This window comes from Streptomyces manipurensis (assembly GCF_049570255.1).
Classification (GTDB): Bacteria; Actinomycetota; Actinomycetes; order Streptomycetales; family Streptomycetaceae; genus Streptomyces; species Streptomyces manipurensis.
In genome coordinates this window covers 6,497,573-6,513,105 of sequence record NZ_CP186950.1, presented here as the reverse complement: position 1 = coordinate 6,513,105, position 15,533 = coordinate 6,497,573, and the positions used below count along the sequence as shown (strand labels likewise).

At 73.4% G+C, this 15,533-nt stretch carries 13 protein-coding genes; 6 read left to right on the top strand and 7 right to left on the bottom strand.

Going from position 1 to position 15,533, the window contains the following annotated elements; translation table 11 throughout:
* Nucleotides 1-2: 2 nt before the first annotated feature.
* Nucleotides 3-2,414 (top strand): ABC transporter, encoded by a 2,412-nt coding sequence (locus ACPU2J_RS29520; RefSeq protein ID WP_423834383.1) that lies wholly within the window; start codon nucleotides 3-5, stop codon nucleotides 2,412-2,414.
* A gap of 61 nt (nucleotides 2,415-2,475) precedes the next feature.
* On the opposite strand, the gene ACPU2J_RS29515 is transcribed toward ACPU2J_RS29520, so the two are convergent.
* The 4 genes from ACPU2J_RS29515 to ACPU2J_RS29500 form a co-directional block, all read right to left on the bottom strand.
* Nucleotides 2,476-3,129: a hypothetical protein gene (locus ACPU2J_RS29515; protein ID WP_389070856.1), complete on the bottom strand. Its 654-nt coding sequence runs from the start codon at nucleotides 3,127-3,129 to the stop codon at nucleotides 2,476-2,478.
* A gap of 157 nt (nucleotides 3,130-3,286) precedes the next feature.
* Complete coding sequence (locus tag ACPU2J_RS29510; RefSeq protein ID WP_136231111.1) at nucleotides 3,287-4,033, bottom strand: succinate dehydrogenase/fumarate reductase iron-sulfur subunit; 747 nt, start codon at nucleotides 4,031-4,033, stop codon at nucleotides 3,287-3,289.
* A complete protein-coding gene (locus tag ACPU2J_RS29505) occupies nucleotides 4,030-5,979 on the bottom strand; it encodes a fumarate reductase/succinate dehydrogenase flavoprotein subunit (RefSeq protein WP_423834382.1) in 1,950 nt (649 codons plus the stop codon). The genes ACPU2J_RS29510 and ACPU2J_RS29505 overlap by 4 nt, the downstream gene beginning before the upstream one ends.
* Before the next feature lie 2 nt (nucleotides 5,980-5,981).
* Nucleotides 5,982-6,686, bottom strand: coding sequence for a succinate dehydrogenase (locus tag ACPU2J_RS29500; RefSeq protein ID WP_420078863.1), 705 nt, complete (start codon nucleotides 6,684-6,686; stop codon nucleotides 5,982-5,984).
* A 95-nt stretch (nucleotides 6,687-6,781) separates the two neighbouring features.
* Here ACPU2J_RS29500 and ACPU2J_RS29495 point away from each other — a divergent pair, with 95 nt between their 5' ends.
* The gene (locus ACPU2J_RS29495; RefSeq protein ID WP_420078864.1) at nucleotides 6,782-7,660 is read left to right on the top strand and encodes a LysR family transcriptional regulator; all 879 of its coding nucleotides are present in this window, start codon (nucleotides 6,782-6,784) and stop codon (nucleotides 7,658-7,660) included.
* Nucleotides 7,661-7,708: 48 nt separating this feature from the next.
* On the opposite strand, the gene ACPU2J_RS29490 is transcribed toward ACPU2J_RS29495, so the two are convergent.
* Nucleotides 7,709-8,350: a TetR/AcrR family transcriptional regulator gene (locus tag ACPU2J_RS29490; protein WP_423834381.1), complete on the bottom strand. Its 642-nt coding sequence runs from the start codon at nucleotides 8,348-8,350 to the stop codon at nucleotides 7,709-7,711.
* Between the two features lie 127 nt (nucleotides 8,351-8,477).
* Here ACPU2J_RS29490 and ACPU2J_RS29485 point away from each other — a divergent pair, with 127 nt between their 5' ends.
* Nucleotides 8,478-9,554, top strand: coding sequence for an FAD-dependent monooxygenase (locus ACPU2J_RS29485; RefSeq protein ID WP_365138517.1), 1,077 nt, complete (start codon nucleotides 8,478-8,480; stop codon nucleotides 9,552-9,554).
* A gap of 91 nt (nucleotides 9,555-9,645) precedes the next feature.
* On the opposite strand, the gene ACPU2J_RS29480 is transcribed toward ACPU2J_RS29485, so the two are convergent.
* Together ACPU2J_RS29480 and ACPU2J_RS29475 are read right to left on the bottom strand one after the other, a co-directional pair.
* Entirely contained in the window at nucleotides 9,646-11,889 is a 2,244-nt protein-coding gene (locus ACPU2J_RS29480) for a putative bifunctional diguanylate cyclase/phosphodiesterase (RefSeq protein ID WP_389070846.1), read from the bottom strand.
* A complete protein-coding gene (locus tag ACPU2J_RS29475; RefSeq protein ID WP_420082310.1) occupies nucleotides 11,886-12,731 on the bottom strand; it encodes an SAM-dependent methyltransferase in 846 nt (281 codons plus the stop codon). The genes ACPU2J_RS29480 and ACPU2J_RS29475 overlap by 4 nt, the downstream gene beginning before the upstream one ends.
* 920 nt (nucleotides 12,732-13,651) lie before the next feature.
* On the opposite strand from ACPU2J_RS29475, the gene ACPU2J_RS29470 reads away from it, so the two are divergent.
* The 3 genes from ACPU2J_RS29470 to ACPU2J_RS29460 all read left to right on the top strand — a co-directional run bounded on the left by ACPU2J_RS29470 (nucleotide 13,652) and on the right by ACPU2J_RS29460 (nucleotide 15,416).
* The gene (locus tag ACPU2J_RS29470) at nucleotides 13,652-13,777 is read left to right on the top strand and encodes a hypothetical protein (protein WP_360880681.1); all 126 of its coding nucleotides are present in this window, start codon (nucleotides 13,652-13,654) and stop codon (nucleotides 13,775-13,777) included.
* Nucleotides 13,778-13,808: 31 nt separating this feature from the next.
* Complete coding sequence (locus ACPU2J_RS29465; protein WP_420078867.1) at nucleotides 13,809-14,579, top strand: hypothetical protein; 771 nt, start codon at nucleotides 13,809-13,811, stop codon at nucleotides 14,577-14,579.
* A gap of 183 nt (nucleotides 14,580-14,762) precedes the next feature.
* The gene (locus ACPU2J_RS29460; RefSeq protein WP_420078868.1) at nucleotides 14,763-15,416 is read left to right on the top strand and encodes a hypothetical protein; all 654 of its coding nucleotides are present in this window, start codon (nucleotides 14,763-14,765) and stop codon (nucleotides 15,414-15,416) included.
* Nucleotides 15,417-15,533 lie beyond the last annotated feature (117 nt).

The following is a 15,533-nucleotide window of genomic DNA, read 5'->3' as shown; positions in this document are numbered from 1 at the left end:
GAATGCACCAGCCCACCGCACCGCAGGTCCCCGGCGACCCCTTCGTACGGGTGCGGGGCGCCCGGGAACACAACCTGCGCGGCGTCGACGTGGACATCCCGCGCGACGCCCTGACCGTGTTCACCGGGGTCTCCGGATCCGGGAAGAGCTCGCTCGCCTTCGGCACGCTCTACGCCGAGGCCCAGCGCCGCTACTTCGAGTCCGTGGCCCCGTACGCCCGGCGCCTGATCCACCAGATCGGCGCCCCGAAGGTGGACTCCGTCACCGGGCTGCCGCCGGCCGTCTCCCTGGAGCAGCGGCGCTCCTCCCCCGGTTCGCGCTCCTCCGTCGGCACGGTGACCCTGCTGTCCAACTCCCTGCGGATGCTCTACTCGCGGGCCGGCACCTACCCTCCCGGCGCCGAGCGGCTGGACTCCGACGCCTTCTCCCCCAACACCCCGGCCGGCGCCTGCCCCTCCTGCCACGGGATCGGCCGCATCCACCGGACCTCCGAGGAACTCCTCGTCCCGGACCCGGCACTGTCGATCCGTCAGGGAGCCATCGCAGCCTGGCCGGGAGCCTGGCAGGGCAAGAACCTGCGCGACATCCTGGATGCCCTCGGGCACGACGTGGACCGGCCCTGGCGGGAGCTGCCCGCCGCGGAGCGCGAGTGGATCCTGTTCACCGAGGAGCAGCCGGTGGTCACCGTGCACCCCGTACGGGACGCCGAACGGATCCAACGCCCCTACCAGGGCACGTACATGAGCGCACACCGCTATGTCATGCGGACGTTCTCCGACACCAAGAGCGCCACCCTGCGGGCTCGGGCCGAGAAGTTCCTCACCGACGCCCCGTGTCCGGTGTGCGAGGGGCGCCGGCTGCGCCCGGAGGCCCTCGCCGTCACCTTCGCCGGACACACCGTCGCGGAGCTGGCCGCACTGGCGCTGACCGACCTGGACGCCGTCCTGGCCTCGGCCGTCCCGGACGGGGAGGCGGCCCGGGTGCTCGCCGAGGACCTGCGGTCCCGGATCGGGCCGGTCGTGGAGCTCGGGCTCGGCTACCTGAGCCTGGACCGGACCGCGCCGACCCTGTCCGCGGGCGAGCTCCAGCGGCTGCGGCTGGCCACGCAGCTGCGGTCGGGGCTGTTCGGGGTGGTGTACGTGCTGGACGAGCCGTCGGCCGGGCTGCATCCGGCCGACACCGAAGCGCTGCTGGACGTGCTGGACCGGCTGAAGGAGTCCGGGAACACCGTCTTCGTCGTGGAGCACCACCTGGACGTGGTGCGGCACGCGGACTGGCTGGTGGACGTGGGACCGCTGGCCGGGGAGCGCGGCGGGCAGGTGCTCCACAGCGGACCGCCGGAGGACCTGGCGGGCGTGGCGGAGTCGGCGACGGGACGGCACCTGTTCCGGGCCCGGGAGCCGCACGGGTCCGGCCGGGCGGTGCGCCCGCCGACCGGGGAGGTGCGGCTGACCGGCGTGGACCGGCACAACCTGAAGGGCGTCGAGGCCCGCTTCCCGCTGGGGGTGTTCACGGCCGTCACGGGGGTGTCCGGGTCGGGGAAGTCCACGCTCGTCGGGCAGGCCCTGGCACGGGAGGTCGGCGAGCGGACCGCCGACCCGGACTACCCCGTGCGGCGGCTGGTGAAGGTGGACCAGAAGCCGATCGGCCGGACCCCGCGCTCCAACCTGGCGACGTACACGGGCCTGTTCGACGTGGTCCGCCGTCTCTTCACACAGACCCCGGGGGCGCGGGAGCGCGGCTGGAAGGCCGGCCGCTTCTCGTTCAACGTGCCCGGCGGCCGCTGCGAGACCTGCCAGGGCGAGGGCTTCGTCTCGGTGGAGCTGCTGTTCCTGCCCAGTACGTACGCCCCGTGCCCCGACTGCGCGGGCGCCCGCTACAACCCCGGGACCCTGGAGGTGCGGTACGCGGGGCTGACCATCGCCGAGGTGCTGGCGCTGACGGTGGAGGCCGCGGCGGAGTTCTTCGCGGACGTCCCGGCGGCGGCGCGCAGCCTGCGGGCGCTGGAGGACATCGGGCTGGGCTACCTGCGGCTCGGGCAGCCGGCGACGGAGCTGTCGGGGGGCGAGGCCCAGCGCATCAAACTGGCGACGGAGCTCCAGCGGCTGCGCCGCGGCCACACGCTGTACCTGCTGGACGAACCGACGACGGGCCTGCATCCGGCCGATGTGCGGGTCCTGCTGCGGCAGTTGCACGGGCTGGTGGACGCCGGGCACACGGTGGTGGTCGTGGAGCACGACATGGACGTGGTGGCCGGTGCGGACTGGGTGGTGGACCTGGGGCCGGGCGGAGGCGCCGAGGGCGGCCGGGTGGTGGCCGCCGGGACCCCGCCGGAGGTGGCCGCCGCCGCGGGGAGCCGCACGGCGCCGTACCTCGCGCGGGCCCTCGGGGCGGGGGCCGGCCACGCCGGATGACGACCGGCGTGGTCGGCGCGGCCGGGGCGGCCGGCGGGGCGCAGGCGGCGGACGGTGCGGGTCAGGCGTCGCCCGGCAGGAGCTGCTGGGGCAGTTCGCGGAAGCTCCAGCGCCCCTGGCTCCGGGTGAACTGCCAGACGAGGTCGTGGCGGTCGGGCCAGGCCGCGGGGACCCCGACGACCTGGTGGGCGCCGAGGGCCCGGACCAGCCGGGGCACGCCGGTGTGCTCCCAGCAGACCAGTACGGGCATCCGGGCGGCCAGCACCGCCTGCGCGAGAGCGGCTTCGGAGCCGACGGCGAACTCGGCGCGCACCGGGGTGCGCAGGGCGGTGGCCAGCGCACCCACCGTCTGCCGGCACCGCGCGGGGGACCCTTCCCTGCCACCCGCCGCGAAGACCGCCGCGGGGCGGGGCAGTGACGCGGTGCGGGCGGGCGGGAACAGCCGGGGCAGCGCCTCGGCCCGGCGCCAGCCGCGGCCGGCGAGCGAGCCCGGATCGTCCTCGCCCTCCTCGTCCTGGCCGGTGTCACCGGCGTACGGCTTCTCCGCGTGCCGGATCACCATGATCAGGGCGTCCTTGGGCGCGGGCCCCGGGCCGTGCGCGGGGGCGCGGGGCGCCTCCTCGCCGGAGCAGCCGGCGACGGCCAGGGGGGCGAGTGCGGCGGCGGCCAGTACGGCTCTGCGGCGCGGTCCGGACCCGGTGGGGGCTTCTGGCATGGAGCCACTGTGGCTGCCGGGCCGGGCGGGGCCGGGGCACGACGCGGTACGGGCGCGGCCGGTCAGCCGATCGGCGCAGGGCGCGGACCGCGGCCCGCGGCCGGTGCGGTCCCGCACCCCGTGGGGCGACGCCGCCCGCCCCCGTCCTCGGTCCGGGTCAGCGCGGGCCCTTGCGCACGGCCCGCAGCCACTCCTTGTTCATGGCCGCGATGGACGGCAGCGGGATGCCCTTAGGGCAGGCCGTGGCGCACTCGCCGGTGAGGGTGCAGCCGCCGAAGCCCTCCTCGTCCATGCGGGCCACCATGTCCAGCACGCGGGTCTCGCGCTCGGGCGATCCCTGCGGGAGGACGTTGAGGTGGTTGACCTTGGCGGAGGTGAACAGCATCGCCGAGCCGTTGGGGCAGGCCGCCACGCACGCGCCGCAGCCGATGCACTCGGCGTGCTCGAAGGCGAAGTCCGCGTCGGCCTTGGGCACGGCGGTGGCGTGCGCCTCGGGGGCGGCGCCGGTGGGGGCGGTGATGTAGCCGCCGGCCTGGATGATCCGGTCGAAGGCGCCCCGGTCGACGACCAGGTCCTTGACGACGGGGAAGGCCGCGGCCCGCCAGGGTTCGACGTCGATGGTGTCGCCGTCGGTGAAGGACCGCATGTGGAGCTGGCAGGTGGTGGTGCGCTCGGGGCCGTGGGCGTCGCCGTTGATGACGAGGCTGCAGGCGCCGCAGATGCCCTCGCGGCAGTCGTGGTCGAAGGCGACCGGGTCCTCGCCGCGCAGGATGAGGTCCTCGTTGAGGGTGTCGAGCATCTCCAGGAAGGACATGTCCTCGGAGATCCCGTCGACCTCGTACGAGGCCATGTGGCCGGGGGCGTCGGCGCCGCGCTGGCGCCAGACGCGCAGGGTGAGCTTCATGCGTAGCTCCGCTGGGTGGGGTGGACGTACTCGAAGACGAGGTCTTCCTTGTGCAGGACGGGGGCGGCGCCGGTGGTGGTGAACTCCCAGGCGGCGGCGTAGGAGAAGGCGTCGTCCTGGCGGGCCGCCTCGCCGTCCGGGGTCTGTGACTCCTCGCGGAAGTGGCCGCCGCAGGACTCGGCGCGGTGGAGCGCGTCGAGGCACATGAGCTCGGCGAGTTCCAGGTAGTCGACGATGCGGTTGGCCTTCTCCAGCGACTGGTTGAACTCCTCCCCCGTGCCGGGGACCTTGATCCGGCGCCAGAACTCCTCGCGGATCTGCGGGATGCGCTCGAGCGCCTTGCGCAGGCCCGCGTCGTTGCGGGCCATCCCGCAGTACTCCCACATGAGTTCGCCGATCTCGCGGTGGAAGGAGTCGGGGGTGCGGTCGCCGTCGACGGCGAGCAGCCGCTCCAGCCTCTCGCGGGTCTCGCGCACGACGGCCACCGCCTCGGGGTGGGTGGAGTCGACGGTGTCGCGGTGGGGGTGGCGGGCGAGGTAGTCGTTGATGGTGGAGGGAAGCACGAAGTAGCCGTCGGCGAGGCCCTGCATGAGGGCGGACGCACCGAGGCGGTTGGCGCCGTGGTCGGAGAAGTTGGCCTCGCCGATCGCGAACAGGCCGGGGACGGTGGTCTGCAGGTTGTAGTCCACCCACAGGCCGCCCATCGTGTAGTGCACGGCGGGATAGATCCGCATGGGGACCTCGTACGGGTCCTCCGCGGTGATCCGCTCGTACATGTCGAAGAGGTTGCCGTACTTCTCGGCGACCTTGTCCCGGCCCATGCGGCGGATGGCGTCGGCGAAGTCGAGGTAGACGCCCTGCCCGCCGGGGCCTACGCCGCGGCCCTCGTCGCAGACGTTCTTGGCGGCGCGGGAGGCGATGTCGCGGGGCACGAGGTTGCCGAAGGAGGGGTAGATCCGCTCCAGGTAGTAGTCGCGCTCGTCCTCGGGGATGTCGGCGGCGGGGCGGGTGTCGCCCTTGGCCCTGGGGACCCAGATGCGGCCGTCGTTGCGCAGGGACTCGCTCATCAGGGTGAGCTTGGACTGGTGGTCGCCGGTGCGCGGGATGCAGGTGGGGTGGATCTGGGTGAAGCAGGGGTTGGCGAAGTAGGCGCCGCGCCGGTGCGCCCGCCAGACGGCGGTCGCGTTGGAGTTCATGGCGTTGGTGGAGAGGTAGAAGACGTTGCCGTAGCCGCCGCTCGCGAGGACCACGGCGTCGGCGAAGTGGGTGGTGATCTCTCCGCTGATCAGGTCGCGGGCGACGATGCCGCGGGCCACCCCGTCGACGACGACCAGGTCGAGCATCTCGGTGCGGGCGTGCATCTCCACGTTGCCCGCGGCGATCTGCCGGGAGAGCGCCTGGTAGGCGCCCAGCAGGAGCTGCTGGCCCGTCTGACCGCGGGCGTAGAAGGTGCGCGAGACCTGGACCCCGCCGAAGGAGCGGGTGTCGAGGAGGCCGCCGTACTCGCGGGCGAAGGGGACGCCCTGGGCCACGCACTGGTCGATGATCTCCACGGAGATCTGGGCGAGGCGGTGCACGTTGGACTCGCGGGCGCGGAAGTCGCCGCCCTTGACGGTGTCGTAGAACAGGCGGTGCACCGAGTCGCCGTCGTTGCGGTAGTTCTTCGCGGCGTTGATGCCGCCCTGCGCGGCGATGGAGTGGGCCCGGCGCGGCGAGTCGGAGAAGCAGAACTGGACCACGTGGTAGCCCTGCTCGGCGAGGGTGGCGCCCGCCGAACCGCCGGCGAGGCCGGTGCCGACGACGATGACGGTGTGCTTGCGCCGGTTGGCGGGGTTGACCAGCTTCGCCTCGAAGCGGCGGCGGTCCCATCGCTCGGCGACGGGGCCGCCGGGTGCCTTGGTGTCGGCGATCGGCTCGCCGGTGGTGTGGTTCGCGTAGCTGCTCACGGTCAGTTCACCACTCCGGTCATGACGGCGACCGGGACGGAGACGAACCCGGCGAACAGGACGAGGGCCAGGCCGTTGGCCGTGGCCTTGAGGGCCTTGTCGCGGCGGGCCCGGCCGGCGCCGAGGGTCTGGGCGGCGGCCCAGAATCCGTGGCGGACGTGCAGGCCGAGGGCCGCCATGGCGACGAGGTAGACGGTGTTCCCGTACCAGGTGGAGAAGGTCGCGAGGACGTTCTCGTACGGGTGGCCGGCCCAGGCGCGCTCGTTGACCGTGAGGGTGGTGAGGTCGAGGAGGTGCCAGACGATGAACAGGCCGAGGATGACGCCGCCCCAGCGCATGGTGCGGGTGGCGTAGCTCGCGCGGCGCCGCTTGTGGGCGTACTTGACCGGGCGGGCCTTGATGTCGCGGCGGCTGAGCTGGTAGGCGGACACGGCGTGGGCGACGACGGCGGCCACCAGGACCACTCGGACGATCCACAGGGCCCACTCGTGGTGCAGGAAGGGCGAGCCGAGGGTGCGGAGCCAGTGCGCGTAGCCGTTGAACTCGTCGGCGCCGAAGAAGATCTTCAGGTTGCCGAGCATGTGGACGACCAGGTAGCCCAGCATGACCAGCCCGGAGGCCGCCATCACGGACTTCTTGCCGACGGAGGAGTCCCAGATGGTGCGCGGGGTGGACGGCCGTCGATCCGTCCGCGTTGCCAGAGCCATGCTCATGACCGTAAGGACGGAGGTCCCGAAAGGTCCAAGACATGATGGAGCTCATCTCGATAGCCGCCCTCTATCACCCGGGCTAACCTGGGACGATGCAGTTCCAGCAGCTCCTCTACTTCGTCGCCGTCGCCGAGACCCGCCACTTCACCCGGGCCGCCGAACGGGTGCACGTCGCCCAGCCCTCGCTGTCCCAGCAGATCAAGGCCCTGGAGCGGGAGCTGGGCGCGGAGCTGTTCAGTCGCGCGCGCGGCAACATCGCCCTGACCGAAGCGGGCGAGGCCCTGCTGCCGCTGGCCCGGCGGATCCTGGCGGACGCGGACACGGCCCGGCTGGAGGTGCAGGAGCTGGCCCAGCTGCGGCGCGGGCGGATCCGCCTCGGCGCCACGCCCAGCGTGTGCACCGGCCTGCTGCCGGACGTGCTGCGGGCCTTCCACACGGCGCATCCGGGGATCCGGCTGCTGATCGAGGAGGGCGGTTCGCTGGACCTCGTACGGGAGCTGGCGCGCGGAGCGCTGGACCTGGCCCTGATCGTCCTGCCGCTGCCCCCGGCGGCCCCGGCCCTCACCACGGTCGAGCTGCTGACGGAGGAACTGGTGGTCGTGTCCTCGGCGGAGCTCCCGCCGCCGGGCGGGGGCGGGGAGCTGACGATCCGCGGGCTGCGCAACCGGCCGATGGTGATGTTCCGGCACGGGTACGACCTGCGCGAGCTGACGGTGGCGGCCTGTCGCGCGGAGGGCTTCGAACCGGTCTTCACGGTGGAGGGCGGCGAGATGGACGCGGTGCTCGGCTTCGTGCGGGCCGGGCTGGGGATCGCGGTGGTCCCCGCCATGGTGGCGGACCGCGCCGGCCCCGGCCTGCGGGCGACGCGTCTCGCCGGTTCGCCGCTGCGGCGCACGATCGCGCTGGCCCACCGCACGGACGTGGCCCCGCCGCGCGCGGCACGGGAACTGAAGCGGATGCTGGTGGACTGATCTCCCGGACGGGCCGCCGGACGGGCCGCGGGCCCGTCGGCGGGCCGGTCAGCGGGCCTCCGGCAGGGTCGCGTCCAGGCCGGCGGCCAGCATGCCGAAGGCGCGGTCGGCGTCCGCCACGGCCGCGGGGTACTGCTCGTCGGCGCTGCGACCGCCCTCGATCATCCGCCAGTTGGCCCGGCCGAGCTCCTGGCGGACCGTGATCAGGTGCGCGGCGGCCAAACGGGCGGCGAGGGGATCGACCGCCTCGGCTTCGAGCACCGCCGCGAGCAACTCGGCCTCGCGGGCGGTGTAGCGGGTGATCCGGGCCTCCAGGCTCTCCGTGGAGTGGAGCAGCCTCTCGAAGGCGAGCACGTTCGGGTGGTCGCACAGGCCCGTGATGGGATCACGCTCCGCCAGGGCCGCGAGGAAGTGCGCGTGCAGCGCACGCACCGGGGTCTGGCCCGCCGCCCGGTCGCGCACGATGCGGGCCGCCTCGTCCTGGTGGTCGGCGAACCGGTCGAGGAGCAGGTCCTCCTTGGCCGGGAAGTACCGGAAGAGCGTGGGCTTGGACACCTCGGCGGCGGCCGCGACGTCCGCGACGGAAACGGCGTCGAAGCCCCGCTCCAGGAAGAGCTCCAGCGCGGTGGCAGCCAGCCTGTGGCGCGTCCGGAGCTTCTTGCTCTCGCGCAGACCCGTCGTGTTCTCCATGCGCCCAGCCTAACGCCGAATCATTACCAGGTCAATTTTGTGACTTGGTTGCATTTTGTCGGCGGAGGCGCTTTCCTTGAGTCACCGACAGATCGACGACACACGACTCGACGAGGGGGATCTTCCGATGACCGATGTGCTGATCGCGGGTTCCGGCCCCACGGGCCTCACGCTCGCCTGCGACCTGGCGCGCCGCGGTGCCGCCGTGCGCGTCCTGGAACAACGCGCCGCGCCCCACCGGGAATCGCGCGGCAAGGGCCTCCAGGAGGACAGCCTCCGGGTCCTCGCGGGATTCGGCGTCGCCGGCCGCCTGACCGCCCTGGGCCGGACCACGACGACCCTGCGCAAGTACTTCGACGGGGAGCACGTCGGCGACACCACCGTCGACGGCGGACTCCTCATCGGCCAGTGGCAGGTCGAGGAGGTGCTGCGCGAGCTGCTGGCCGGTCTCGGCGTCCGCGTCGAGTACGGCTCCCGGCTCACCGGGATCGGACAGGGCGCGGACGGGGTGCGTGCGGAGCTGGCGGACGGCGGCACGATAGAGGCTGGATACCTGGCGGGGTGCGACGGCGGGCACAGCACCACCCGCGGGCTCCTGGGGATCCCCTTCGAGGGCAGCGGAGAGCGGGAGCCCGCGATGGTTCTCGGGGACGTCCGGGCCCACGGGCTCGGACGCGACGTCTGGCACCAGTGGTTCTCGTCCGACGGGGGCGGGATCCTGCTGTGCCCGATGCCGGGCACCGACAGCTTCCAGCTGCAGGCCTCGCCCGAGACCGACGCCGAGGGCGTCGCGGCACCGCCCTCCCTGGAGGGCTTCCAGCGGATCTTCGACCGCCACGCCCGGATGCCCGGGGTGCGCCTCTCGGACCCGACGTGGCTCTCCTCCTGGCGGGTCAACGTCCGCATGGCTCCCCGGCTGCGGGAGGGCCGGGCCCTCCTCGCCGGGGACGCGGCACACGTCCACCCGATAGCCGGCGGGCTGGGCATGAACACCGGCATCCAGGACGCGGCCGCCCTCGGGCGGGCACTGTCCGCCGCGCTCGCCGGGCCGGGCGGCGACGCGGCCCTCGACGCCTACGAGGCGGAGCGGCTGCCGGTGGCGGCCGACCTGCTCGCCGACACGACACGGCGCTACGAGCGGGTGCTCGCCGCCGTCCGCGAGCCGGGCCGGGGGACGGAGGCCGGTCTGCGCCGGGAGGACTGACCGCGCCGGCCCGGACCGGACGCTGCCCCGGAGCCGACCGCGGCTCCCGGGTCCGGCCCCGGGTCCGGACGCGGCCCCGCATCCCGGCCGGTCAGGAGGGGGCGGGCACCGCGTCCGAGAGGGACAGCGTGTGGATGCGGTCCGGTGCTCCGGGGCGCGCGTAGTACCAGCCCTGGGCGGTGTCGCAGCCGAGGGCCCGGAGCTGGGCGGCCTGCGCGCCGGTCTCCACGCCCTCGACGGTCACCGCGAGTTCGAGGCTGTGGGCCAGGGCGACGATGCCCTCCACGATCTTGACGTCGACGGGGTCGGCCGGCTGCTGCTGCATCCCCTGGGTGAAGGAGCGGTCGAGCTTGAGCACGCTGACCGGCAGGCGCCGCAGGTTGGCCAGGTTCGAGTAGCCGGTCCCGAAGTCGTCGAGTGCGATGTCCACGCCGAGGTCGGCGAGCCTGCGCAGGGGTTCCAGCAGTTCGTCGTCGGCCCCTATCAGGGCCGATTCGGTGACCTCCAGGCACAGCGCACCCGGGGCGAGGCCGGACTTCTCCAGCACCGCCACGGTGTCGGCGACCAGACCGGGGTGGTGCAGCTGGGTCGGCGAGAGGTTGACGTTGATGCGCAGGGCCGAGCCGCCGTGCTCGTGCTGCCAGACCCGGGCCTGGCGGACGGCCTCCTCCAGCACCCACCGGCCGAGGGGGACGATCAGCCCGGTCCGCTCGGCGAGCGGGATGAAGCGGTCCGGACCGAGCACCCCGTACTGCGGGTGCGACCAGCGCACCAGCGCCTCGGCCCCGTGGACGGTGCCGTCGCGCATGTGGACCAGCGGCTGGTACTCGATGAAGAACTCGCCGCGTTCCAGCGCCGCCGGCAGGGCGTTGGTCAGGCCGTGCCGGGTGATGGCCCGCGCGTCGGCCTCGGCGTCGGCAAACTCGAAGCGGTTCCCGCCGGCCGCCTTGGCCCGGTACATGGTGATGTCGGCGCTGCGCAGCACCTCCGCCGGGGTGCGCTCCTTGGCCCGGCCCTCGACGATGCCGATGCTGCCCCGGACGGTGAGTTCCCGTCCCTCCAGCCGGATCGGCGTGGACAGGGCCGTCAGGATGCGCACCGCGAGGTCGGTGACCTTCTGCTCGGTGTCGCCGCCGGTGGTCAGCGCGACGAACTCGTCGCCGCCGAGCCGGGCGACGACCTCACCGGGGCCGGTCGCGCAGCTCTGCAGCCGGTCGGCGACCTCCACCAGCAGCCGGTCGCCCGCCGAGTGGCCGAGGCTGTCGTTGACCGCCTTGAAGCCGTCGAGGTCCAGGTAGCACAGCCCGTAGTGGGTGCCGCCCGAGCCTGCGAGGGCCTTCTCCAGCCGCTCGAAGAACAGCGTCCGGTTGGGCAGGCCGGTGAGGGCGTCGTGGGTGGCCTCGTAGCGCAGGCGGAGGTTCAGCAGCCGGCGCTCGGTGGTGTCCTCCATCAGCGCCAGCTGGTACTGCGGCTTGCCCTCGGCGTCGCGCAGCAGCGACACCGTCAGGTTCGTCCACAGCACGGTCCCGTCGTGGCGGTAGTACGGCTTCTCCACGCGGTAGCTCTCGCGTTCGCCGCGGACCAGCTCGCCGTACATCCGCCACACGTGCGGGGTGTCGTCCGGGTGGCCCCACTCGCTGACGTTGCGGCTGCGGACGTGTCCCTCCAGGCCGCCGAACATCTGCAGCAGGGTGTCGTTGACCTCCAGCACGTTGCCGTCCAGGTCCGCGATGCCGATGCCGACGGCCGCGCCCTCGAAGACGGCGCGGAAGCGCTCCTCGCTCGCGTGCAGCGCCTGCTGGGCGTCACTGCGGGCGGTCAGCGCGGAGCGCGCGATGGCCTCCTGCTCGCTCAGTGTCCGCTCGCGCAGGGCCCGGGCGTACCCGGCCGCGATGGCGTGCTGGAGCCGGGCGCAGCGCGCGTGGTACTCGGCGGTCGCCTCCACGCCGGAGCCCTCGAGTCCGTCGGGGCCGCAGTAGAGCACGAGGTAGGACTCGATCACACCGAGGGTCCCGGCCAGGGCCTCGGGGTCGGTGCAGTGCACGGCGACGAGTTCGGCGCCCACCCGCTGGGCCACGGCCGCGTCGAAGGGCCGGGCGTGCAGGGCCTCGGTGAGGGTCCGGGTGAGCGGCAGCAGGTGCCGTTCGAACTCGGGACGGGTCAGCGAAGTCGCCGTGACCGGGAAGATCGCCCGGCCCCAGATCGTCGCGAAGCGCGAGATCCGGTCCTCGATGCCGCCGTGGGGGGCCGCGGACTGCGCCGCCGCCCCGCCCGGTGCGGACCCGGGACCGGCGGCGGTGTGCGGCGAGCCCGCCGTCTGTGCCGGAAGTCTCACGCCTTGCGTCCCACGCCGCCGTAGCCGGAAAAGGCGTAGGGATCCTCCGGTGCCTCCGTGTCCGTGCCGTCTGCGCCGTCCGCTCCCGACGAGCGGTCGGGGCGCCAGTCGGGCATGGAGACGAGCCCGGGCTCCACCATCTCGAACCCTTCGAAGAAGTTCCGGATCTGCTCGCCGGTGCGCATCACCAGGGGGTTGCGGATGTCCCGGTAGACGCCGACGGTGCCGCTCGCGATCTCTTCGGTGAGCGGGATCCCCTCGTAGGAGGCGTGGGTGAGGATCAGCATGCTGCCGGGGGCCAGCGCCTCGCGCAGTTCGGCCACGGCTTCGTACGGGGCGTCCGAGTCCTCCAGGAAGTGCAGGACGGCGACGAGCATCAGGGCGACGGGGCGGTCGAGATCGAGGATCCGGCCGACCGCGGGAGCGGTGAGGATCTCCTGCGGCTTGCGCAGGTCCGCGGCGACGACACCGGTGCGGTCGTCGCCCGCGAGCACCGCCTCGCTGTGCGCGACGGCGACCGGGTCGTGGTCGACGTACACCACGCGCGCCTCGGGGCTGGCGGCCTGGGCGATCTCGTGGACGTTGCCGAAGGTGGGGATGCCGGAGCCGATGTCGAGGAACTGCGTGACGCCCTCGGCGACGGCGTGCCGGACGGCGCGGCGCATGAATGCCCGGTTCGCCTGCATGATCTTGGGCAGTCCCGGCATGAATTCCATGGCCCTGCGGGCCGCCTGGCGGTCGACCTCGAAATTGTGGGACCCGCCCAGGTAGTAATCGTAGATGCGGGACACGCTCGGCACCGATATGTCGATGCCTGGCGGGGCCCAGGCGGGGCGCTCCATCGGGATCTCCAAGCGTTGTTCCTACGGCGGTCCGTCCGCGGTCGGACTCCTGTCCGAGCCGAATGTACTGATCATTTCCCAACAGGGCGAGCAAAAGCGGAAATTGGTGATCCGTTCTTCGTCACACACCAAAGGCGCCGCGCGGCCCCCGAGGGGCGATTGACCGTTACCGACAAATCCCTTTTGAGAATTGACCGGAGGCCGATCGGAGCCGTCCCGCACCGGCCCGAACCTGGCTCAAACCTCTCTGGTCCACACTCCACCCGTTCAGGCGAACCGAACCCGAGCCTCGCGTGCGCGGGCGCGCGCGGGCCCATGCTCCCCGGGTGAACAGAGCCTGTGCCAGGCGCCTGATGGCGGTCCCGGTCCTGCTGTGGGCGGCCTTGGCCACCACTCCGGCCGTGGCTGATAGCAGCGCCTACCCGAAGAGCCGATCCGGCGACGGCCCGACCGCGTCCGCCGTGGTCGCGGCGGCCACCGCAGCCGGCCGGGGAGACCGCGCGGGTGGTGGACATCACGGTGACGACCGCCGCTCCGACCACGGCAGACACCGTGGCGGCCGGCCCGGGGGCGGGCACCACGGACGCCCCCACTGCCCGCCTCCGCCGCCGCCTCCGTGCCCGCCCAAGCCGACTCCGAAGCCGCCGCCGAAACCCACCCCGCCCCCTCCCACCCCGGAGCCCCCACCGCCACCCCCGCCACCTCCGCCCCCGCCTCCACCTCCGCCCCCGCCTCCGCCTCCGCCGCCCGAGCCGGCACCGCCGCCGAAGCCCGCGCCTCCCCGGGCGGCGCCCAAACCCCAGCCCAAGCCCGCACCGCCCCCGCCACCCGCGCCCCGGCCCGCACCCGCGCCGCCGCGCGCGGCCGAGGCGCCCGCACCCCCGCCCCCTCCCCCGGCGGCCACTCCGGCGCCGAAACAGGTGGCCCGCCCGGCCTACCGGACGGCCGCCCGCAAACCCGTAGAGCACCACATCTCGCCCGTCACCTTCACCCTGCTGACCGCGGCTCCCGCGGTGCTCGCGATCGTCGCGCTGCGCCCCCGGTGAACCGCCCACCGTCGACCGATCTGGAGTCATCTTGTCGGAATGGCTCGTCCTGTCCCTCGCGATGGCCGCGGCCTGTGCCGTGGTGCTGTCCATCGCCTTCTTGAATCACCGCAGGATCGGCGAGGACGACGATCCGAACGAGACCCCGGACGTCATCGAGTACATGACGATGATGATCGGGGTGATCTACGCGATCGTGCTGGGCCTCGCGATCGCCGGAGTCTGGGAAGGCCGGGGAGCCGCCCAGGAATACGTGCGCCAGGAGGCGCAGGCCCTGCACGAGATCAGCGTCCGGTCCGAGGTCTACCCGGCCGAGGTCAGGGCGCGGATCCGCGCCGGCGTCGACGCGTACGTCACCTACGTGGTGAACACCGAGTGGAAGGTCATGGCGGAACAGGGCGAGCTCACGGACCGCGGCACGCAGCTGCTGGAACGTATCCGCCGGGACGTCACCGACTACGTGCCGCAGACCGACCACGAGGGGCAGGCCTACCAGCCGCTGGTCGACCAGGTCGCGGTGGTGGACGACGTGCGCAGTGCCCGCGGCGACAGCGCCGGGGCCACCATGCCGGGGGTGGTGTGGTTCGGGCTGATCGCCGGCGCCCTGGTGACGGTGGGGCTGATCTTCACCCTCCAGATCAGGCGTTCCTTCCGGGAAATGCTCCTGGCGGGCCTGTTCAGCGCGCTGATCGCCTTCCTGCTGTTCCTCATCTGGGACTTCGACGCGCCGTTCGGGCGGGGCATCTCCGCCACCGCCGAGCCGTTCCTCAACCAGTTCTCCCACCTGGACCTCGGCGGCTGAGGCCGCCCGGCAAACCGGGGACGGGCCTCCCGTCCCCGGTTCGGCCCACGGGCATGCCCCATTCGCCCGTTCCTGATCGCGGGTCGCCGCGCCCGCACCTAGCGTGGCGGACATCGAGGCGCACCACCCCCCATGTGCGGAAACGGTTCCGCGGCTGCTCCTCGGGGATCGGGAGGACCAACCATGGGTGCGATACGTACCTCCGCCACCGCCCTGCTGAGCGCGGGCGCCACGGGCGCCGTCCTCGCGCTCGGCGCTCTCTGCGCGCCCACGGCGACCGCGGCCGAGGCCGGGTCCCGGCAGGAACAGCAGCAGCGGCAGACCTCGTTCGGATTCACCCTCACCCCCTCGACCGTCGCCCCCGGCGGCCAGGTGGTGCTCGGCGTCAGCGGCTGCAACGCGGCCTACGCCACCGCCTCCTCCGGTGTCTTCGACACCGTGAGCATCGAGCGCGGCCGCACCGTGCGGGTCACGGTCGACCGGGACGCCCGGCGCGGCGCCCTCTACTCGGTCTCCTTCACCTGCAACGGCGAGACCGGTTCCGCCGACCTGACGATCGCCGGCGGGACGACCACTCCGACGACGAGTTCCACCAGGCCCGCGACGGCCACAGCGTCGGCCACCGCGCCGGCCACCGCAACGTCCACCGCGCCGGCCCGGGTCGCCCCGCCGCCGTCCGGGGCCGTGACCTCCGCCCGCGGTGTCCGCGGCGGACTGGGCGGCAGTGTCGCCGGCATGGACCCGCTGGAACTCGGCGCGGGAGCCGCCCTGTTCCTCGCCGCCGCAGGTGGCACCGCGTACGCCCTGCGGCGACGCCGTTCCGGCCACGGCCATTGAGGCGGGCGCACACCGGGCCGGCCGCCCCGGCCGGCCGGCGCGCGTCTCCCCCTCCTCCCCCGCCACCGCCGGTCGCCCCGAGCCCTGGCAGGGGCTCGGGGCGACCGGCGGGACGGG

Bases quoted from the DNA above. Each gene is read 5' to 3' on its own strand.
- ACPU2J_RS29520 (WP_423834383.1), top strand. From the start codon at position 3: ATGCACCAGCCCACCGCACCGCAGGTCCCCGGCGACCCCTTCGTACGG.
- ACPU2J_RS29515 (WP_389070856.1), bottom strand. From the start codon at position 3,129: ATGCCAGAAGCCCCCACCGGGTCCGGACCGCGCCGCAGAGCCGTACTG.
- ACPU2J_RS29510 (WP_136231111.1), bottom strand. From the start codon at position 4,033: ATGAAGCTCACCCTGCGCGTCTGGCGCCAGCGCGGCGCCGACGCCCCC.
- ACPU2J_RS29500 (WP_420078863.1), bottom strand. From the start codon at position 6,686: ATGGCTCTGGCAACGCGGACGGATCGACGGCCGTCCACCCCGCGCACC.
- ACPU2J_RS29495 (WP_420078864.1), top strand. From the start codon at position 6,782: ATGCAGTTCCAGCAGCTCCTCTACTTCGTCGCCGTCGCCGAGACCCGC.
- ACPU2J_RS29490 (WP_423834381.1), bottom strand. From the start codon at position 8,350: ATGGAGAACACGACGGGTCTGCGCGAGAGCAAGAAGCTCCGGACGCGC.
- ACPU2J_RS29485 (WP_365138517.1), top strand. From the start codon at position 8,478: ATGACCGATGTGCTGATCGCGGGTTCCGGCCCCACGGGCCTCACGCTC.
- ACPU2J_RS29475 (WP_420082310.1), bottom strand. From the start codon at position 12,731: ATGGAGCGCCCCGCCTGGGCCCCGCCAGGCATCGACATATCGGTGCCG.
- ACPU2J_RS29460 (WP_420078868.1), top strand. From the start codon at position 14,763: ATGGGTGCGATACGTACCTCCGCCACCGCCCTGCTGAGCGCGGGCGCC.